The sequence below is a fragment of the Nocardiopsis changdeensis genome (genome assembly GCF_018316655.1).
Lineage (GTDB): Bacteria > Actinomycetota > Actinomycetes > Streptosporangiales > Streptosporangiaceae > Nocardiopsis > Nocardiopsis changdeensis.
Map to the genome: position 1 here is coordinate 3,330,927 of NZ_CP074133.1, position 18,849 is coordinate 3,349,775.

The window sequence follows — 18,849 nt, forward strand, 5'->3', positions numbered from 1 at the left end:
ATCCGAGGTGGCGTGTTGAGGTCCTTGTCGTATGCGGTGCCCGCCCTGGTGGGTGATGGCCGTCCCGCCCGTGCCGTGCGGGAGTTGCGCGGCGGTACCAGGAAGGGGGTGTGGCGGGTGGTGCTGGCGGACGGTTCGCGTGTGGTCGCCTACCGGTGGCATCCCGACCACGACCGGTGGCCCGCGGGGCAGGGGCCGCCCGATCCGGCCGACCCGTTCTCCCCCGCCTCGGGTCCGGGGCTGTTCGCGGCGGCGCACGCGCTGCTCACGGGGGCGGGGGTGCGGGTTCCGGCCCTGTACGCGCTGGAGGAGGAGGGTGGGGGCGGGGCTTTGGCGGTGGTGGAGGACGTGGGTCCGACCCTGGAGCAGGTGATGGAGGCCGATCCGGGGCGGGCCGCGCCGGTGCTGGAGCACCTGGCCTCCGTGTTGGGTGTGCTGCACGGGCGCACCCACCCGGTTTTCGGGAAGGTCGCCCATGTGGCGGGCGGGGGCGCCCCTGCGGCGGCCTCCTGTCACGAGGCGGTCCTGGTCCGGGCGTTGGCGGACCTGGAGGAGGCCGCCCGGCTGGATGCGCGGGTGGGGGCGGCCCGTTCGGCGCTGGAGGAGGAGTTGTGCGCCCGGGCGGCGCGCATCGGGCCCCGCCCGGGCGGGTACGCGCTGGTCCACGGTGAGCTGGGGCCCGACCATGTCCTGGTCGCGGCCGACGGGCAGGGTGCCCTCATCGACTTCGAGGGGCTGATGTGGTTCGACCACGAGTGGGAGCACGCCTTCCTGCGGTTGCGGTTCGCCGACCACCGGCGCCTGGCGACCCGGCCGGTGGACGCGCACCGGATGGGGTTGTACGTGTTGGCGTTGGACCTGTCGCTGGTGGCCGGGCCGTTGCGGTACCTGGCCGGGCGGGCGGTGTCGGACCGGGGGGTGATGGCGGGCATCGCCGAGCGCGCCCTGGGGCGGGCCCTGGCGTCGGTCGGGTGCGGGGGCGGGTGGTAGGACGGGGGGATGGACGATCTGCGCCACCTGTGGAACACCGACACCGTCTGGTTGAACACCGCCCAGTACGGGGTGCTGCCCGCCACCACCCGGGCCGCGCTGGCCGAGTACCTCGACTCCTGTGCGGCGGGCACGGGTGATCCGGCCCGGTGGGGGCGCACCACCGGGGAGGCCCGCCGGCGCCTGGGCGCCCTGTTGGGTGTGCCCGGGGGTGACGTCGCGTTGGGTGCGGCCGCCTCGCAGCTGTTGGGCACGGTGGCGGCGTCCCTGCCGGGGTCGGCGCGGGTGGTGGTGCCCGAGGGGGAGTTCGCGTCGGTGCTGTTCCCGTTCCAGGCGCGGGGGGTGCGGGTGCGCACGGTGCCCCTGGGCCGGTTGGCGGAGGCCGTCGGTGAGGGGTGTGAGGCGGTCGCGTTCAGTGTGGTGCACCCGGGGACGGGTGCGGTGGCGCCGGTGGCCGAGGTGGTGGCGGCCGCCCGGGGGGCGGGTGCGCTGGTGGTGGGGGATGCCACGCAGGCGGCCGGGTGGTTGCCGTTGGACGCGTCGGGGTTCGACGTGCTGGTGGGGGCCGCCTACAAGTGGTTGATGACGCCGCGCGGGCTGGGGTACGCCTACCTGGCGCCGGCGGTGCAGGAGCGTATGGGGGTGGTGCCGGGTGCGGGGCCGGCCGCGGCGGCGGATCCGGTGGACCTGTTCGCGGACCGGTTCGTGCCGGCGGCGGGGGCGCGCCGGTTCGACACCTCGCCGAACTGGGTGGCGCACACCGCGGCGGTGGCGTCGTTGGAGGTGCTGCTGGGGGCGGGGGTGGACAGGGTGCACGCCCACAACGTGGGGTTGGCGGACCGGTTCCGGGCCCGGTTGGGGTGGGGGCCGGGCGGGTCGGCGATCGTGTCGGTGGAGGTGCCGGGGGCGCATGAGCGTCTGGCGGCGGCGGGGGTGGTGACGACGGTGCGGGCGGGGCGTACCCGGTTGTCGTTCCACCTGTACAACACCGAGGAGGACGTGGACCGGGCCGCCGAAGCGCTGGTGTAGGCGGGGCCCGCGGTCAGTGGGCGCGGGCGGGGACGGGGATGCGGTCCAGGTCGTGGGCGAGGGTGAGGGGGCCGTCGTACTCCTGGGCGGCCTGGGCGGTGAAGAGGGGGTCCTGGTCGGCGTCGTAGCGTTCGGAGATGTGGGTGAGGACCACCGAGCGTGCGCCGGCCTGGGCGGCGATGCGGCCTGCCTGGCGGGCGGTGAGGTGTCCGTAGGGTGCGGCGAGGTGTTCTTCGGAGTCCAGGTAGGTGGACTCGATGACGAGCAGGTCGGCGCCGCGGGCGAGTTCGACGGCCTGGGGGCAGGGGGCGGTGTCCATGACGAACGCCATGACCTGTCCGGGGCGGGGTCGGGCGCAGTCGGCCAGTTCGACGCGGTGGCCGTCGGGGGCGGTGACGTGTCCCTGCCGGTGCAGTTCTCCGATGAGGGGGCCGGTGATGTTGTGGGCGGCGAGTCGGTCGGGGAGCATGCGCCATCCGTCGGGTTCGGCGATGCGGTAGCCGTAGCAGGGCAGGGAGTGGGTCAGCGGCAGCGCGGTGATGCGCAGGTCGTCCTCCCCCAGGAGGCTGGTGCCGTCGCCGGAGACGGGTTGGGGGACGATGCGGGCGGTGTCGTGGAAGGCGGTGGCGTGGCGCAGCCGTTCGAAGTGGTCGGCGCCGGCGGCGGGGTGGGCGACGGGGACGGGGTGGGGGACCTGGTCGCGGGCGATGCGCTGGATGATGCCGGGCAGGCCCAGGCTGTGGTCGCCGTGGAAGTGGGTGATGCAGATGCGGGTGATGTCGGTGGCGGACAGGCCCGCGGTGCGCATCTGGCGTTGGGTGCCCTCGCCGGGGTCGAAGAGGATGCCGTGGGTGTCCCAGCGCAGGAAGTAGCCGTTGTGGTTGCGCCGTGGGGTGGGGACCGCGCTGGAGGTGCCCAGGACGGTGAGTTCGCGTGCCGACATGGGGTGCATCCTGCCACGGCCCGGGGGTGGGGGGCGCGTGGTTTTCAGTGGGTCGGGCCCGGGCGGGGGGTCGGGGCCAGGAGAGCGGCGAGCACCAGGGGGGCGACGGTCTGGTAGCCGATCCACACCTCGCCGCCCAGGGTGCCGCCCTGGTGGGTGATGAACAGGCCGGTGAGGGCGGTCAGGACCCAGCCGCCGTCGTAGCAGGCCATGAGCTTCAGGAGGGTGGGCATCGGGCGGGTGCGCGCGCAGGCGATCTCGATGACGCCGCCGGCCAGCAGGGCCAGGCCGGAGGCGGCCATCAGCCAGGTGGGGACGCCGAGCAGGGCGCCGAGGGGGGCGGCTCCCAGGGTGAAGGCGGCCCCGAGCAGGGTCTTGACGGCGCCGTCGGCGATGACCCCCGCCGTGAGCGGTGACGCGGTCCTGTTCGGTGCCATGTTCGGTCCCCTTGTTCGGTGTCGACCCGACCACTTCGGTAATCAGATTATGGCAATAATGAGATTATGAGAATGACGAGGGGCCAGACCAAGGAACGCAACCGCCGCGCCCTGTTGGAGGCGGCCCGGGAGGTTCTCGCCCGGGACGGCCACCGTGCCCGGCTGGAGGAGATCGCCGACCGGGCCGGTCTGACCACCGGTGCCGTCTACTCGCTGTTCGGCAGCAAGGACGGCCTGGTCACCGCCTTGGTCGCCGAGCACCTTCGAGGGGACTACGAGGAGGCCGAGCGGGAGATCGGCGCCGATCTGGACCTGGTCGGGGCGGTCGGGGCGTTCGCGCGCCTGTACCTGCACGGCTGCCGGGGGTCCCGGGCGAGGTCGGACCTGGCACTGCAGGCGGCCCTGATGGACATGGCCCTGCGCGACGAGGCGCTGCGCTCCCGGCTCGCCGAATCGATCTCCGCGCAGGAGGAGCGCCTGGCGGCGCTCTTCGCCGGCCGCGACCACGGCGGCGCCCCGGTGGGGGCCGGTCGGGCGCGGCGTTTGGCCACGGCGCTGCGGGCGCTGCTGGTCGGCCTGGGCCAGGGCGTCGTGCTCGGCCTGACCCGGGCCGATGAGCGGTTCTTCGCCGACGCCGCCCGGGCCCTGGTGTGCGACGCGGTGCTGGAGGGGCCCGGGCCGGGGGTCAGCGCAGGTGTTCGAGGGCCTGGGGGGTGAGGTCGGCCGGGGTGGGGTAGCCGTTGACGGCCATGAGCAGGTCGGCTTCGGCCAGGAGGGCGCGCAGGGTGTGGACGAGGCCGGGGACGCCGCCGGCGGCCAGGGCGTAGGCGTAGGGGCGGCCCACGGCGACGGCGGTGGCGCCCAGGGCGAGGGCTTTGACGATGTCGGTGCCCGAGCGGATCCCGGAGTCGAAGATGACGGGCAGGTCGGTGGCGGCGGCCACGGCGGGCAGGCAGCGCAGGGCGGGGATGCCGCCGTTGGCCTGGCGGCCGCCGTGGTTGGAGCAGTAGATGGCGTCGATGCCGGCGTCGGCGGCGCGGCGGGCGTCGTCGGGGTGGCAGATGCCCTTGACGATGAGCGGCAGGTCGGTGAGGGAGCGCAGCCAGGGCAGGTCGTCCCAGGTGAGGGGGTTGCCGAAGAGTCCGGCCCAGGTGGCGACCACCTGGTCGGGGGTGGGGTCGGGGCCGACGATCTTTTGGAAGACGGGGTCGGAGGTGTAGTTGGCCAGGCAGTGGCCGCGTAGTTGGGGGAAGTTGGCGGTGGCCAGGTCGCGGGGGCGCCAGCCGGTGATCCAGGTGTCCAGGGTGACGACGATGGCCTTGAATCCGGCCTGTTGGGCGCGGTGGACGAGGCTGGCGGCGAGGTCGCGGTCGGTGGGGGTGTAGAGCTGGAAGAGGCCGGGGGTGTCGCCCAGGTGGGGGGTGACCTGTTCCATGGGGTCCTGGGTGAGGGTGGAGGCGATCATCGGTACGCCGGTGGTGGCGGCGGCTTGGGCGGTGGCGATGTCGCCGTGGTGGTCCTGGGAGCACAGGCCGATGACGCCGACGGGGGCCATGAGCAGGGGTGAGGGCAGGGTGATGCCGCACAGGTCCACGGACAGGTCGCGTTGGGCGGCGCCGACGAGCATGCGGGGGTACAGGCCCCAGTCGTTGAAGGCGCGGGTGTTGGCGTCCTGGGTGTGTTCGTCGCCGGCGCCGCCGGCGACGTAGGACCACAGGGAGGGGGGTAGGGCGTGGCGGGCGCGTTCGGCGAGGTCGGTGAAGGTCATGGGGTGGTCGGGGAGGACGCCGGTGAGGCCGTTGAGGTAGATCTCGAGCTGGTAGTCGCCGTAGCGGGGGTTCATGGTGGGGTCCTTGCACAGGGGGTGTGGTGTGGTTCACACCATGCAAGTTGACATGTGGGTGTGTCAAGAGTGGGTGCGGGAGTGGTGGCCGCCGGCGGTGCGGGGCGGTCAGGGGGCGGTGCGGCGTGAGCGCAGCAGCGGCAGGAACACCTCGGCGATGTCGGCGCGCACGCGGTCGGCGTCTTGGGGGCGCTCGCCCAGGACCCAGTCGACGACCAGTTCGTTGGCGGCCCCGACCAGGGCCAGTGCCTGTTTGCGGAAGGGGCGCTCCACCAGGCGGCCGCGGGCCGCGCCGCGGGCGTAGGCGGCATCGACCAGGTCGGCGATGGTGTGGCGGGCGGTGCGGCGGCGCTCCTCCATGGCGGGGCTGACGCCCACGCTCTCCACGGAGATGATGCGGACCCGGCGCGGGTCGGCCATGACGAAGTCGAGGTAGGCGCCCAGGGCGGCCATGACCTGGTCCTCGAAGTCCTGCCGGGTGTCCAGGGCGGTGGCCATGGCGGTCAGGGCCCGGTCCAGGAGTTCGTCGTACAGGGCGCGCAGGGCGGCCTCGCGGTCGGCGAAGTGCTCGTAGAAGTAGCGGTTGGTGAGGTGGGCGCGGGCGCAGATCGCGCCGACGGTGGCGGCGCGGAAGCCGGTGGTGGCGAACTCCTCCAGGGCGGCGTCCAGCAGGCGGCGGCGCCGGGCCTGTTGGCGTTCGTCGGGGGTCATGCCCCGCCAGGGGCGCACCAGTTCCACCCGGGGTCGTGTCATGGGTTTCACGGTAGCGCCCCTTGCGGGGGCGGCGCCGGGTCCGGCGGTGCGGGGGGTGTTCAGGGGGCGGGGCCGGTGGTGAGGCCGGCGCGGTGGGCGATGAGGGCCAGGTGGACCCGGCCGTGGACGCCCAGGCGCAGGCGCAGGGAGTCCAGGTGGGTTTTGACGGTGCTGGGCGCCACGTCGAGCAGGCGGGCGATGTCCCGGTCGGTCTCGCCGTGTCCGACCAGGGCCAGGACCTGGCGTTCGCGGGGGGTCAGGGCCCGGATCCGGTCGCGGTCGCGTTCCTGTTCGCGGGTGCGGGGGCCGTAGTGGCGGTGCAGGACGCGGCGGGCCACCGGCGGGGACAGGAACGCGGCGCCGGTGGCGGCCGCGAGCAGGTCGGCGGGATCGCCGGTCTTGAGGACGAACCCGTCCACGCCGATGTCCAGGGCGGTGTCGATGTTCTCGTCCTCGCCGAAGAGGGTGAGCATGACGATGGCGGTGCCGGGGAGGCGGGCGCGGATGCGGCGGGCGGCGGCCAGGCCGTCGGTGCCGGGCATGCGCACGTCCAGCAGGGCCAGGTCGGGGCGGTGGCGCAGGCACCGGTGCAGGGCCTGGTCGCCGTCGGCGGCCTCGGCGACCACGTGCAGGTGCGGGTCGGCGGCCAAGATGGCGCGCAGTCCGGCGCGCATGAGGGCGTCGTCGTCGGCGAGCAGGACCCGGATCCGGTCCATCCCTCCCCTTTTCCCGTTCCCCCTTGTGGGGAAGGGTAGCGGGCCGGGGCGGGTCGGGTGTCTCCCCCGAAAGTGGGGGGTGCTCCCCCTCTGGGGGCCCAGGCGGCGGCCCCCGGCCCGGGCCTAGGTTCGGGCCCATGGTTGCCGAGGCGGGTGTGCGTGTGGTCGTGGTGGTGTCGGCGGTTGTGGCGTTGCTGATGTGCGCCGTTCCGGTGGCGGGACGGGAGGGGGAGGTGCCGGCGGGGCTGGGCGGGCGGGTCGACGCGCATGTGGAGGAGTTCCGGGAGCGGCAGGGGCTGGGCGGGGTCGCGGTCGTGGTGGTGCACCGGGGGCGGGTGGTGCACGCCGCCGGGTACGGGCGTGACGCGCTGGGGCGGCCGGTGAGCGCGGACAGTGTGATGCCGGTGGCGTCGCTGTCCAAGTCGATGACGGCGGCGGCGGTCCTGTGGATGGTGGAGGAGGGGCTGTTGGGGTTGGACGATCCGGTGGTCGAGCACCTGCCGGCGTTCGACCCGGTCGATCCGCGGGGGCGGCGCATCACGGTGCGCCACCTGCTGGAGCAGACCTCCGGGTTGGCCTCGCAGGGGTTGTTGTCCCCCGACCGTGCGCACAAGGAGTCCTTGGACGACGCGGTCCGGATCCTGTCGGGGATGGGGTTGGCGGCCGAGCCGGGTACCGCGCACCGGTACTTCAACGGCAACTACTGGTTGGCGGCGGCCCTGGTGCAGGAGGTGGCCGGGGTGCCGTTCGCCGACGCCCTGCGGGATCGGGTGTTCGCGCCGCTGGGCATGGGGGACAGCGCGTCGGTGCCGGCGGGGGCGGCCGTGGAGGGCATGGCGCCGGGGCACCTGCGCGTCCTGGGGATGCGGCCGGTGCGCGGGCTTCCGCCGGACCTGTCCACGGGGTCGGGGGAGGTGGTCTCCACCGCCCGCGACCTGGGGCGGTGGCTGGCCCCCTACACCGGTGCGGGCCGGTCCGCGTCGGGGGAGGTGTTCCTGTCCGAGGCGTCGGTGCGGGAGGCGCTCGCCCCGGGTACGGCGGGGGGCGACTACACGCTGGGGTGGCGGCTCTTGGACGACGGCCGGTGGGCGCACGGCGGCACCGAGTACTCCCACCTGGCCCAGCAGCTGCTGTCGGCGGACCGGGAGTGGGGGGTGGCGGTGCTGGACGACACCTTCTCCTACCTGGACACCGCCTACCCCCTGGCCGCCGGGGTGCTGGACCTGGCGCAGGGGCGCGAGCCGGCGCCGCGGCCGCCCGCCAACCTGTACCTGGACCTGGCCCTGGGGGCCGGGGTCGCCTCCAGCGCGGTGGTGGGCGCGGTGCGGTTGCGTCGGGCCCGGGCCTGGGGCGGGCGCCTGGCGGTGCGGCCGCGGTGGCGTGCCCTGGTGGCTTCGGTGCCGGTGCTGGTGCCCGCGGGGGTGGTGGTGTGGCTGGTGGTGTTGGGTGCGGCCTCGGGGGCGCATCCGCGCACGGTGTGGGCGGTGCTGTCGGGGGGCCTGGTGCCGGCCGGTGCCATGGTGTGGCTGGCGGTGGCCGCCCTGTCGGGGGTGGTGGTGGCCGCGGTGCGCTGGCGGGCCCGGGCGCGGGCTGGGGCGGGTCAGGTGTAGGCGGCCAGGGCGAGGGTGGCGGTGCAGGTCAGGGCCAGGGTGAGTGCCAGGGTCAGGAGCAGGTCGCGGCGCAGGCGGCGCCGGTCGGCGGTGGGGGCGGGGGGCTGTTCGGCGGGGAGCGTGGTGGCGGGGGCGTGGTGGGGCAGGTGGGCGCGCACGGCGAACCCGTCCCCGTGGGGGCCGGCGTGCAGGGTGCCGCCCAGGGCGCGGGCGCGTTCGCGGGCGGCGGCCAGGCCGGTCCCGCCGCCGGGGGGCTGGGGGGTGCGGCGGGCCGCGGTGTTGGCGACGGTGACGTCGGTGGCGTCCGTGTTGGTGTGCACGCGGACGGTGACCGGGGCGTCGGGGGCGTGGCGGGCGGCGTTGGTCAGGGCCTCCTGGACGATGCGGTGGACGGCGCGGGCCACCGGGTCGGGGGCGCCGTGGCCCCGGTCCAGGTCGGTGTGGACGTCCATGCCGGCGGCGCGGGCCCGGTCGAGCAGGTCGGGCAGGTCGTCGGCGGGGGTGGCCTCGGGGGTGTGGGGGTGCAGGACGCCGATCACCTGGCGCAGGTGTTCGGTGGCGCGGGCGGCGCCGCGGCGCAGTTCGGCGGCGGCGGCGCGGGCCTGGTCGGGGGTGGGGTCGGGGGCGACCTCCAGGGCGGCTGCGCGGACCGCGAGCAGGCCCAGGTCGTGGCCCAGGGAGTCGTGCATGTCGTGGGCGATGCGGGCGCGTTCGCGCAGCCGGGCCCGGTGCTCCTGCTCCTGTTGCCGGTGGCGGGCCAGCAGGTCCAGGGCGCGGCGGTGGGCGCCCACCGCCCAGGGCAGGGCGACGTACAGGGGCAGGGCGGCGACGGCGTCGGCGCTCAGGGGTGCGGTCCCGGTGAGGGCGGCCGCGGCCAGGGCGAGGGTGAGGGCGGCGGCGCCGGCCAGGTGGCGCGGGTGCAGGGCGGTCCCGGTGCGGCCGCAGCGGTAGGCGAGCAGGCAGGTGGGGATTCCCAGCAGGGGGGTCACGGTGGTGGCCGCGGCGGCCAGGGCCAGGGCGGTGAGCGGGGCGCGCGGGTGGGTGAGGGCGGCGGTGACGCCGGTGGCGGCGGCCAGGGCGGCCGCGGCCGGGGGTGTGTCCCACAGGGCGGGCAGGGCACAGGCCAGGGCGGTGGGGGCGGTCCAGCGCGGGTCGGCGTACCAGGGGGCGCGGGGGTGCTCGGTCATGGGTTCACGCTAACCCCGCCCCTGGGTTCAGTGGTGGCTGTACCCATCGCGTTTTCGCACCCCGGGGGCGGGGCGGGGTGGGGGTGCCAACGTTATGCGGCCGCACTGTCCCACTTATGTAGCAATACAAGATGTACATCATTATAAGGCCCACTTATCGTGAGTCAGGATTCCGGGGTTTCCGGGCGCCTCCGGGGTCAACGTAACTCGATACGTTTTATGGGTTACGTTTCCAACGAAACGTTATTGGGCGGGGGTGGGAGAGCCCCGCCCCGGACCGCTGTGGGCGGGCGGGGCGGGCCTCAGGCGCGGTGAGCCGAGACCTCCTCCTGGGCCTGGCGCACGATGCGGGCCAGGTGGGAGTGGTGGGCGCCGGGCCAGTACACGCGCTCGCAGGCCGGGCAGCGGGCGAAGGCGTCGTAGGCGGCGCGGGTGCCCTCCTGCAGGTCGCCGGCCACCTGCCCCTTGTCGGTGTGGACCAGCACGCCGTTGCAGGCCGGGCAGCGCGTCCACGGGTCCAGGTCGGGGGCGAACCGGTGCAGGACCTCGCGCAGCTGCTCCTCGGGGCGGGTGTTGCGCACGTGGGCGCCCGCGCGCAGCCCCGCGCGGGAGAGCAGGCCGCGGTCGCGCGTGAGCAGGACCCGCTCCTCGGCGTTGGCCTGCCGGAACAGCGAGGGGTCGTCGCGGTCGTTGTCGTAGGCGGTGTCCAGCCCCAGCAGGCGCAGCCGCCGGGCCAGGGTGCCCAGGTGCACGTCCAGCAGGAAGCGCAAGGGGAAGGGGACCGCCTGGGGCAGGGGCAGGGGCGGGACGTCCACGGTCTGCCCGGGGGCGGGGATGGTGCCGGGCCCGGCGGGGCGCCCGTCCAGGAGCAGCGTGCCGACCTCGGTCATGGGCACGCCGTGCGACTGGACCACGTGGGCCAGGGTGGAGGTGGAGTCGGCGCGCGCGTGCAGGGTCCCGCCGCGGTGGCGCGGGGCCAGGAAGAACCGTAGTTCGGGTGCGAAGCGCAGTTCCAGGGTGGGTTCCATCGGCCGAGTATGCCACCGCGCCGGCCCCGCCCACCTCCCCTTTTCCGGGGGTCGGCGGCCCCGCTTATTCCAGTGCTAGAATAGTGGGTGTGGAGCTGACACCCGCGGAACTGACCGTGCTGGGCCTGGTCGTGGAGCGCCCCCGCCATGGATACGACCTGGAGCAGGTCATCGAGCGGCGCGGCATCCGCCGCTGGACCGACATCGGGTTCTCCTCGATCTACTACCTGCTCGAGCGGCTCCACAAGCGCGGACTGGTCCACGTCCCCCGGGCTCCGGACGCCGCCCGGTCCCGCCGCGTCTTCCACGCCACCGGCGCCGGGCGCGAGGCCGCCCGGGCGGGGGCGCTCGCCCTCATCCGCGGCCCGGCCCCCGCCGCCCACCCGGTGCTGGCGGGCATCGCCCACCTGGACCTGCTCACCCCGGCCGAGTACACCGCGGCCCTGGGCGAGCGGCTGGCCGCACTACAGGAGCGCATCGCCGCCGTCCGCGCGGCCCAGGACGCCCAGGAGCCGCTGCCCCGCGCGGCGCGCGAGGTGTTCTCCTACTCGCTGAGCCTCATGGAGGCGGAAAGGACGTGGCTCGCCGCGCGGGCCCGGGTGCACGATGACCGCTAAGACCGACTTCAAGAAGACCCTGGACTCCTACAGCGCCCGGGCCGGCCACTTCCGGGTCCTGGACGTGCCCGAGCTGCGCTACCTGATGATCGACGGCCACGGGGACCCCAACACCCCCGCCTTCGCCGAGGCGGTCCGGGCGCTGTACCCGGTGGCCTACAAGCTCAAGTTCGCCGCCAAGAGGGAGCTGGGCCGCGACCACGTCGTCATGCCCCTGGAGGGCCTGTGGTGGTCGGGCGACATGGACGCGTTCACCACCGCGCGCGACAAGTCGCGGTGGGACTGGACCCTGATGATCATGGTCCCGGACTGGACCGGGCAGGACATGTTCGCCGCCGCCGTCGCGCAGGCCGGCGCCAAGAACGCCCCCGCCCGGCTGGAGGACGTGCGGCTCGCGCCGCTGAGCGAGGGCCGGTGCGTGCAGACCCTGCACGTGGGCCCCTTCGACGAGGAGGGCCCGGTGCTGGAGCGGATGCACCGCGAGTTCATCCCCTCCCAGGGGCTGCGCCTGGGCGGCCGCCACCACGAGATCTACCTCAGCGACCTGCGCAGGACCGCGCCCGCCAGGCTGCGCACCATCCTGCGCCAGCCCGTGGTGGAGGACGGCGGCCGCGCCTAGCCGCACCCGGGTGCGGCCAGGTGCGGCCAAGGCGTTGCGCTCCCGGGTCCGGGGCACCATGATCTGCGGGTGATCATCGACAAGGCCATCTACCGGCACGGGTCGCGCCGGGAGATCGACGGCGACATCAGCGACGCGTTCGACCTCGAACGCGGTGAGACCGAGGACTGCTTCCTGTGGATCGGGCTGCACGAGCCCACCGCGGAGGAGTTCACCCTCATCCAGGAGGAGTTGGACCTGCACCCCCTGGCGGTGGAGGACGCCCTCGAAGCGCACGAGCGACCCAAGATCGAGCACTACGGCGAGACCTCGTTCGTGGTGGTCAAGACCCTCTCCTACGACGAGCGCGCCTTCGACGTCGAGGCGGGGGAGATCATGCTGTTCGTGGGCACCGACTTCATCGTCAGTGTCCAGCACGGCCCGGCCGGCCCCCTGGACGGGGTGCGCGAGCGGCTGGAGAAGGACCCGGACTTCCTGCGCCTGGGTCCGCCCGCGGTGCTGCACGGGTTCATCGACGACATCGTCGACCACTACGGGGTCATCGGGCACAAGGTCGAGACCGACATCATCGCCCTGGAACAGGAGGTGTTCCGGCCCCGCGGCGAGGACGTCACCGAGGAGATCTACCGGCTCAAGCGCGAGGTGCTGGAGTTCCGCAGGGCCGAGGGCCCCCTCATCCCCGTCCTGCAGGAGATCGTCAAGGGGCGGATGACGCAGTTCTCCTCCACCCGCGAGCACTTCCGGGACGTGCTGGACCACCTGCTGCGGGTGGACGACCTGGTCGACGCGCACAACGAGCTGCTCACCAGCGCCCTGACGGCGCACCTGGCGCTGCTGGGCAAGGAGCAGAACGAGGACGTCCGCAAGATCTCCTCCTGGGCCGCGGTCATCGCCGTCCCCACGATGATCGCCGGGTTCTACGGCATGAACTTCGACAGCATGCCCGAGCTGCACTGGGACTACGGGTATCCGCTGATGATGGCGGTGATGGTGCTCATCAGTGTCCTGATCTACCACCGGCTGCGCCGCAACCGGTGGCTGTGAGCCCCGGCCTCCGGGGGTGGGGTCCCGCGGGACCCCACCCCCGGGCGCGTCCCGGAGGAGGGCCCGTGGCCGCGTGCCGCCCGCTGAGGGCCGTCCGGCGCTCGGCAAGCGGGGTCCGCGGGGACGCGCTCTAGACGCGGACGGCCGCGTCCAGGGGCAGGTGGGGCCAGGAGGCCACGTCGCGGCGCAGCTGCCGGTCGTGGGTGGCCACCACCACCGCGGCCGCGGTGGCGCCCAGCCCCTCGGTGAGCTCCTCCACCAGCGGGATCGACAGGTGGTTGGTGGGCTCGTCCAGCAGCAGCACGTGCGGGCGCTCGGCCAGCGCCATCGCCAGGTCCAGGCGGCGCTGCTGGCCCATGGACAGCTCGCCCACCGGGCGTGAGGCGTCGGCGGCCGGCAGCAGCCCCAGCGAGGACAGCGGCACCGCCTCGCGGAGGGCGCCGCGGCCGACCAGGTCCTGCATCCGGGCCGCGAACACCTCGTGGGCGCGGCGCGAGGGCGCCTGCGGCGACTCCTGGGCGAGCAGGCGCACCCGCGTCCCGCGGGCGGTGCGGACGGTTCCCGTAGTGGGGTGCAGCAGTTGGGCCAGGACCGCCAGCAGGGTGGACTTGCCCGCCCCGTTGGGGCCGGTGACCACCAGGCGGTCCCCCGACTCCAGGTGCACGTCCACGGGGTGGTGCAGGCGTCCGGCCACGCTCACCCCTGCGGCGTCCAGCAGGGTCGCGCCCGGGCGGGCGGGCAGGTCGGGCATGCGCAGCCGCAGCGGCGGCGGGGGCATGGTGACGGCGTGGGCCTCCAGGTCGGCGCGCCGGCGGTGGACGGCGCGCACCAGGCCGCCGGCGCGGGTGGCCCGCTGGTGTTTGCCGGTGCCCTTGTCGGGGCGCCAGCCGCTGATGAGCCGGTTCTGGGCGTGGGACAGGTCCTGGGTCAGGCGGGCGTGTTCGGCCTGCTGCTGTTCGTACTCCTCCTCCCAGCGGTCGCGTTCGGCGCGCCGGCCCTGCTGGTAGCCGGCGAAGCCGCCGCCGTGGACGCGGGGGCGGCCGTCGCGGCTGGGGTCCAGGTCCAGGACGGTGGTGGCCACGTCCGACAACAGGGCGCGGTCGTGGCTGACCAGCACCACCCCGTTGCGGTGTTCGCGCAGGCGGGCGGTGAGGAAGTCCAGGCCGGCGGCGTCGAGGTGGTTGGTGGGCTCGTCCAGCAGCAGGAAGTCGTGTCCGGCGCCCAGGAGGGCGGCCAGGCGCACCCGGTAGCGCTGGCCCACCGACAGCTCGTGCAGGGGGCGGGTGCGGTCGGTGACCGCGTCCAGGTGTTCCAGGGCCAGGTCCACGCGCCGGTCGGCGTCCCAGGCGTCCAGGGTCTCGGCCGCGGTGAGCGCGGCGGTGTAGTCGGTGTCGGCTCCGGGTTCGCCCCGGGCCATGCGGGCGGCGGAGGTGTCCAGTGCGGCCAGGGCGGTGCGGGCGTCGGCGAGTTCGATGTCGATGAGGTCGCCGACGGTGCGGCCGCCGGTGGTGTGCATCTCCTGCTCGGCGTAGCCGAGGGTGCCGATGCGGCGGACGGTGCCGCGGTCGGGTTCCAGGGCTCCGGTGAGTACCTGGAGCAGGGTGGATTTGCCGCGGCCGTTCTCTCCGACGACGCCCCAGCGCGAGCGGGGGGTGACGGTCATGTCGACGCCGGCCAGGACGGGGCGGCCGCCGCGGGCGACGTACAGGTCGGTGGCGGTGAGCTGGGCGCGTTCGCCGGCGGGCGCGGCGGCGGGGTCCAGGGTGGGCATGTCTCTCCTCGTGTGGGGGCTCGACCCGTGTGGGCGGGGAGCCTCCCGGTTCCTCTGACGGTGGACCCGTGCGAAGGCGGGGTCCGGGTACGCATGGGGCACCCGCGGCCACGCCGGGCGTGGGGCGGGTGTGCGTGGGGCCGTTAGAGGTAGAGGACGTACTGCATGTCGTCCAGGGTAGGCGGTGGGGGGTGGGGGTGGCCAGTGGTTTTGCGGCCCGGGGGCGGGGGCGGGGCCCTGGGGGCGGTGCGGGTGGCGGTTTCGGTGTCGGGTCGCTCACGTGGCCGCGGCGGCCTCAGCGGGGGTGGACCTCGCGGGGGCCGTCGAGCCAGGGCAGGGTCTGGGCGATGAGGTCGGCGGGGTAGCCGAGCGGGATGCGGGAGGCCTCCTCCAGCCGGTCCAGGGTGTGGGGGGACAGGGTGGTGTCGGCGGCGGTGAGCAGGTCGGTGAGCTGGGCGTCGGTGCGCGGGCCCAGGATGGGGTGGACGGGGTCGGGGCGCGAGAGCAGCCAGGCGATGGCGGCGGGGGCGTCGCCCACGCCTTCGTCGGAGGCGGCCTCGTGCAGGGTGCGGGCCAGGGCGCGTTCGTGTTCGGTGAGGTCGGCGGGGTCGACGCGGCCGGTGGCGGGGGCGTCGGGGTGGGCGAAGCGGCCGGACAGGAGACTGCCGCCCAGGGGGCTGTAGGCGGCGGTGCTCAGGCCCAGGGTGCGGGCCATGGGCAGGAGTTCGCGTTCGATGTCGCGGCGGGCGAGGCTGTAGGGGACCTGGAGGGCGCTGAAGGGGGTGCGGTCGCGCAGGTCGGCGCCGGTGTTGGCGGCGGCCACCGCCCAGGCGGGCAGGTTGGAGGCGCCGGTGTACAGGACGGTGCCGGCCCGGACGGCGTCGTCCAGGGCGCGCATGGTCTCCTCGACGGGGGTGCGGGGGTCGTGGCAGTGCACCCACAGCAGGTCGATGTGGTCGGTGCGCAGGCGGCGCAGGCTGCGTTCCAGGGACAGGCGCAGGGATTTGCGGTGGGATCCGGCGGTGAGCGGGTTGGCGGGGTCGGCGGGCAGGGTGAACTTGGTGGCCAGGACGAAGTGGTCGCGGCGGGTGCCGTGCAGGACCCGGCCGAGGATGTCCTCGCTGTCGCCGTAGACGGGGGCGGTGTCGATGACGTTGCCGCCGGCGTCCTGGTAGCGGTCGATCATGCGGGTGGCCTCGGCGGTGGTGGTGAAGCCCATGGTGCCCAGGAAGAGGTCGCTGACGCGCAGGCCGGTGCGGCCCAGGGTGCGCAGTCGCATCAGGGCTCCCGGGGGTCGGTGGTGGTGTGCATGGGGTCAGTCTGGCGGGCGCGGGGTCCGGCGCGGAACCCGTTCGGGGTCGCGGTCTAGGGTGGTTGTCCGGATCTGTCGGGACGGTGGAGGGTGGTGGCCGGTGGGTGCGGTCGTCGAGTCGGTGAGCAGCAGTGCGGGGCACACGTTCGGCAAGCCGGTGCGGGAGGGCATCCGGTTGCTGGCGGGGCTGGGTGTGGAGGGGGACGCCCACCTGGGGGTGACGGTCAGGCACCGTTCCCGGGTGGCGGTGGATCCCACGCAGCCCAACCTGCGGCAGGTGCACCTGATCCACGCCGAGCTGTTGGAGGAGCTGGCCGGCGAGGGGTTCGCGGTGGGTCCGGGGGAGCTGGGGGAGAACGTCACCACCCGGGGGATCGACCTGCTGGGGTTGGGCCGGGGGGCGGTGCTGTGCCTGGGGCCCCAGGCGCGGGTGGAGGTGACGGGGTTGCGCAATCCGTGCGTGCAGATCGACGCGTTCTCGCCGGGGCTGTTGAAGAAGGTGGTGGGGCGCGGCCCGGACGGCGAGGTCGTGCGGCGGGCCGGGATCATGGGGATCGTGCTGCGGGGCGGCCGGGTGGAGCCGGGGATGGCGATCGACGTGCTGGCCCCCCGGGGCCCGCACCTGCCGTTGGAGCGTGTCTGAGTCGGCGGTGGTGGCCGCGCCCGGGCGCGGCCACCACCGGGGGTCAGGCCAGGGCGGTGAGCAGGTCGGGGTCGTAGTGGATGTCGATGGCGGTGATACGGCCGTCGGTGACGGTGAACAGCAGGACCGCGGTGGGGCGGTGGTCGGACAGGGACAGGAAGCCGGGGCGGCCGTCGACGCGGACGGGGCGGGCCCCGTGGGCCAGGCGGGAGAAGGTGACGGCCTGGGCGGCGACGGTGTCGGCGCCGCGGGCCAGTGCCGGGACCCCGTGCAGGCGGGCGAAGACGTCGCCGCGGGCGGTCACCTGCGGGTCCAGGACGGTGAGCAGGCCGGTCAGGTCGCCGCCGCGGGCCGCGGTCAGGAACGCCTGCACCACGGTGTCGTGGTGGTCGGTGGCCGTCGCGGTGGTGGCGGGGGCGGGGGTGCCGCGCAGGCGGCGGCGGGCGCGGCTGGCGAGCTGGCGGGTCGCGGCGGGGGTGCGTTCCAGGAGGGGTGCGATGTCGTCGAAGGGGACGGCGAACACGTCGTGCAGGATGAACGCGAGGCGTTCGGCGGGGGTGAGGGCGTCCAGGACCACCAGGAGGGCGGTGCTCACGGCGTCGGCGGTCAGGGCCCGGTGTTCGGGTCCGGGGTCGGGGTCGGCGGGTTCGGTGCCGGGCCGGTCGGCGGGGTCCTCGCGGCGGGCGGTGCGTGAGCGCAGCAGGTCCAGGCAGATGCGGCCGGTGACGGTGGTGAGCCAGCCGGCGGGGTTGTCGATCCGTTCGGTGGTGCGGGCCAGGCGCAGCCAGGTCTCCTGGACGGCGTCCTCGGCCTCGGCGGTGGACCCGAGCATGCGGTGGGCGACGGACAGCAGGAGGGGCCGGTGCTCCTGGAAGAGGGCGGCGCGGGTTTCTTCGGAGGTTTTCTCGTGCATCGGTCACATTCTCGCGGTGGGGTCCGTCGTGGGTTCGACGGTTCACCGGGACGACGTGAGGGGTTCCGGTGGTGTGACAGGAGGGGCCGTGATGGGTGTGCGGGGTCTGGAGTCGGTGGTGCGCGGTCGGGTGCTGGCCGGTGGGGACGCGGGGTTCGGGGCGGCGTCGCGGCCGTGGAACCTGGCGGTGGAGCAGGAGCCGGTGGCGGTGGTGGAGGTCGCCGACGCGGGGGATGTGGCCGCGGTGGTGCGGTGGGCGGGTGAGCGCGGGCTGTCGGTGGCGGCGCAGGCGACGGGGCACGGTGCGACGGGCAGTGCGTCGGGGGCGGTGCTGGTGCGCACGGGGGCGCTGGACGGGGTGGAGGTGGACCCGGTGCGGCGGACGGCGCGGGTGGGGGCCGGGGTGTCGTGGGGGCGGGTGCAGGAGGCGGCGGCGGTGCACGGGTTGACCGGGTTGCCGGGCAGTTCGCCGGGTGTGGGGGTGGTCGGGTACACGCTGGGCGGGGGGTTGGGGTGGTTCGGGCGCCGCCACGGGTGGGCGGCCGACGCGGTGCGTGCCTGGGAGGTGGTGGACGCCGGGGGCGGGCGGGCGCGGGTGAGCGCGCAGTCGGATCCGGACCTGTTCTGGGCGCTGTGCGGCGGTGGCGGTGACGCGGTGGTGGTGACGGGGGTGGAGCTGGAGCTGTTCGGGGCCCCGGAGCTGTACGCGGGTGCGGTGGTGTGGCCCGTGGAGCGGGCGGCGCGGGTGGCTGCGGTGTACGAGGAGGTCCTCGCGGGGGCTCCGGAGGAGTTGTCGGTGTGGTGGAGTCTGCACCGGTTCCCGGGGGCGGAGCCGCTGGTGTCGGTGCAGGCGGCGTTCCTGGGTTCGGCGGCGGTGGGGGAGAAGCTGTTGGCGCCGTTGGTGTCGGTGGGCGGGTCGGTGCGCGACACGCTGGGGGTGCTGCCGTTGACGGGGCTGGGGTCGGTCTCGGGTGATCCGGTGGATCCGACGCCGGGGCTGGCGCGGACGGAGCTGTTGACGGGTGCGGTGGGCGAGTGGAGTGCGGCGTTGGCGGCCGAGCCGCTGGATCCGCTGTTCGGGGTGCAGGTGCGGGGGTTGGGCGGTGCGCTGGCGGGGCCGTCGGCGACGCCGTTCGGGCCGCTGACCGAGCCGTTCTACGCGTACGCGTTCGGGGCGCCGGTGGGTCCGGGCGGGGCGGAGGCGGTGCGGAGCCGGTTGGAGCGGCTGTTCGCGGGGGTGGCGGTGAGCGGGCGCAAGCCGTTGACGGCGCTGGCGGGCGGGGAGCCGTTGGGGCGGGTGTTCTCGCCGGGGGTGCTGGAGCGGTTGGGGCGGATCAAGCGTGAGCGGGATCCGCGCGGTGTGGTGCGGGCGGCCCATCCGGTGCTGGGGTGAG

General features: G+C 74.8%; 19 protein-coding genes. 9 read left to right on the plus strand and 10 right to left on the minus strand.

Annotated elements, in window-relative coordinates:
• Positions 1-15: 15 nt before the first annotated feature.
• Positions 16-990, plus strand: a complete 975-nt coding sequence (locus tag KGD84_RS14980) for a phosphotransferase (protein ID WP_255646563.1) — start codon at positions 16-18, stop codon at positions 988-990.
• A gap of 9 nt (positions 991-999) precedes the next feature.
• Positions 1,000-2,019, plus strand: coding sequence for an aminotransferase class V-fold PLP-dependent enzyme (locus KGD84_RS14985; protein ID WP_220560964.1), 1,020 nt, complete (start codon positions 1,000-1,002; stop codon positions 2,017-2,019).
• Between the two features lie 13 nt (positions 2,020-2,032).
• Here KGD84_RS14985 and KGD84_RS14990 read toward each other — a convergent pair whose 3' ends face one another.
• Complete coding sequence (locus KGD84_RS14990) at positions 2,033-2,962, minus strand: ribonuclease Z (protein WP_220560965.1); 930 nt, start codon at positions 2,960-2,962, stop codon at positions 2,033-2,035.
• Between the two features lie 44 nt (positions 2,963-3,006).
• Complete coding sequence (locus tag KGD84_RS14995) at positions 3,007-3,399, minus strand: hypothetical protein (protein ID WP_220560966.1); 393 nt, start codon at positions 3,397-3,399, stop codon at positions 3,007-3,009.
• Between the two features lie 66 nt (positions 3,400-3,465).
• Between KGD84_RS14995 and KGD84_RS15000 the strand changes: the two genes are divergently transcribed.
• Complete coding sequence (locus KGD84_RS15000) at positions 3,466-4,116, plus strand: TetR/AcrR family transcriptional regulator (RefSeq protein WP_255646564.1); 651 nt, start codon at positions 3,466-3,468, stop codon at positions 4,114-4,116.
• On the opposite strand, the gene KGD84_RS15005 is transcribed toward KGD84_RS15000, so the two are convergent.
• From KGD84_RS15005 to KGD84_RS15015, 3 genes are all read right to left on the minus strand, one after another.
• A complete protein-coding gene (locus KGD84_RS15005) occupies positions 4,085-5,242 on the minus strand; it encodes an alpha-hydroxy-acid oxidizing protein (protein ID WP_220560967.1) in 1,158 nt (385 codons plus the stop codon). The genes KGD84_RS15000 and KGD84_RS15005 overlap by 32 nt on opposite strands.
• 108 nt (positions 5,243-5,350) lie before the next feature.
• Entirely contained in the window at positions 5,351-5,995 is a 645-nt protein-coding gene (locus tag KGD84_RS15010) for a TetR/AcrR family transcriptional regulator (RefSeq protein WP_220560968.1), read from the minus strand.
• A 59-nt stretch (positions 5,996-6,054) separates the two neighbouring features.
• Positions 6,055-6,711, minus strand: coding sequence for a response regulator (locus KGD84_RS15015; RefSeq protein WP_220560969.1), 657 nt, complete (start codon positions 6,709-6,711; stop codon positions 6,055-6,057).
• A 137-nt stretch (positions 6,712-6,848) separates the two neighbouring features.
• Here KGD84_RS15015 and KGD84_RS15020 point away from each other — a divergent pair, with 137 nt between their 5' ends.
• Positions 6,849-8,321, plus strand: a complete 1,473-nt coding sequence (locus KGD84_RS15020) for a serine hydrolase domain-containing protein (protein WP_220560971.1) — start codon at positions 6,849-6,851, stop codon at positions 8,319-8,321.
• Here KGD84_RS15020 and KGD84_RS15025 read toward each other — a convergent pair.
• Together KGD84_RS15025 and KGD84_RS15030 are read right to left on the minus strand one after the other, a co-directional pair.
• Complete coding sequence (locus KGD84_RS15025; protein ID WP_255646565.1) at positions 8,312-9,508, minus strand: sensor histidine kinase; 1,197 nt, start codon at positions 9,506-9,508, stop codon at positions 8,312-8,314. The two genes, KGD84_RS15020 and KGD84_RS15025, sit on opposite strands and share 10 nt — an antisense overlap.
• Before the next feature lie 302 nt (positions 9,509-9,810).
• A complete protein-coding gene (locus KGD84_RS15030) occupies positions 9,811-10,536 on the minus strand; it encodes a Mut7-C ubiquitin/RNAse domain-containing protein (RefSeq protein ID WP_220560972.1) in 726 nt (241 codons plus the stop codon).
• A gap of 89 nt (positions 10,537-10,625) precedes the next feature.
• On the opposite strand from KGD84_RS15030, the gene KGD84_RS15035 reads away from it, so the two are divergent.
• From KGD84_RS15035 to KGD84_RS15045, 3 genes are all read left to right on the plus strand, one after another.
• On the plus strand, positions 10,626-11,153 hold the full coding sequence (locus KGD84_RS15035) for a PadR family transcriptional regulator (protein ID WP_255646566.1): 528 nt from the start codon (positions 10,626-10,628) through the stop codon (positions 11,151-11,153).
• A complete protein-coding gene (locus tag KGD84_RS15040) occupies positions 11,143-11,772 on the plus strand; it encodes a GyrI-like domain-containing protein (RefSeq protein WP_220560973.1) in 630 nt (209 codons plus the stop codon). The genes KGD84_RS15035 and KGD84_RS15040 overlap by 11 nt, the downstream gene beginning before the upstream one ends.
• 69 nt (positions 11,773-11,841) lie before the next feature.
• On the plus strand, positions 11,842-12,816 hold the full coding sequence (locus KGD84_RS15045; RefSeq protein WP_220560974.1) for a magnesium and cobalt transport protein CorA: 975 nt from the start codon (positions 11,842-11,844) through the stop codon (positions 12,814-12,816).
• 130 nt (positions 12,817-12,946) lie between these two features.
• Here the strand turns inward: KGD84_RS15045 and KGD84_RS15050 are convergent, their stop codons facing one another.
• Together KGD84_RS15050 and KGD84_RS15055 are read right to left on the minus strand one after the other, a co-directional pair.
• Positions 12,947-14,587, minus strand: a complete 1,641-nt coding sequence (locus tag KGD84_RS15050; RefSeq protein ID WP_220560975.1) for an ATP-binding cassette domain-containing protein — start codon at positions 14,585-14,587, stop codon at positions 12,947-12,949.
• A 295-nt stretch (positions 14,588-14,882) separates the two neighbouring features.
• Positions 14,883-15,866, minus strand: coding sequence for an aldo/keto reductase (locus KGD84_RS15055; RefSeq protein ID WP_220560976.1), 984 nt, complete (start codon positions 15,864-15,866; stop codon positions 14,883-14,885).
• 133 nt (positions 15,867-15,999) lie between these two features.
• On the opposite strand from KGD84_RS15055, the gene KGD84_RS15060 reads away from it, so the two are divergent.
• Complete coding sequence (locus KGD84_RS15060; protein ID WP_220560977.1) at positions 16,000-16,542, plus strand: MOSC domain-containing protein; 543 nt, start codon at positions 16,000-16,002, stop codon at positions 16,540-16,542.
• Positions 16,543-16,585: 43 nt separating this feature from the next.
• Here the strand turns inward: KGD84_RS15060 and KGD84_RS15065 are convergent, their stop codons facing one another.
• Positions 16,586-17,455, minus strand: a complete 870-nt coding sequence (locus tag KGD84_RS15065) for a sigma-70 family RNA polymerase sigma factor (protein ID WP_220560978.1) — start codon at positions 17,453-17,455, stop codon at positions 16,586-16,588.
• Positions 17,456-17,546: 91 nt separating this feature from the next.
• Here KGD84_RS15065 and KGD84_RS15070 point away from each other — a divergent pair, with 91 nt between their 5' ends.
• Positions 17,547-18,848, plus strand: a complete 1,302-nt coding sequence (locus KGD84_RS15070; RefSeq protein ID WP_220560979.1) for an FAD-binding oxidoreductase — start codon at positions 17,547-17,549, stop codon at positions 18,846-18,848.
• Position 18,849: the final 1 nt, after the last annotated feature.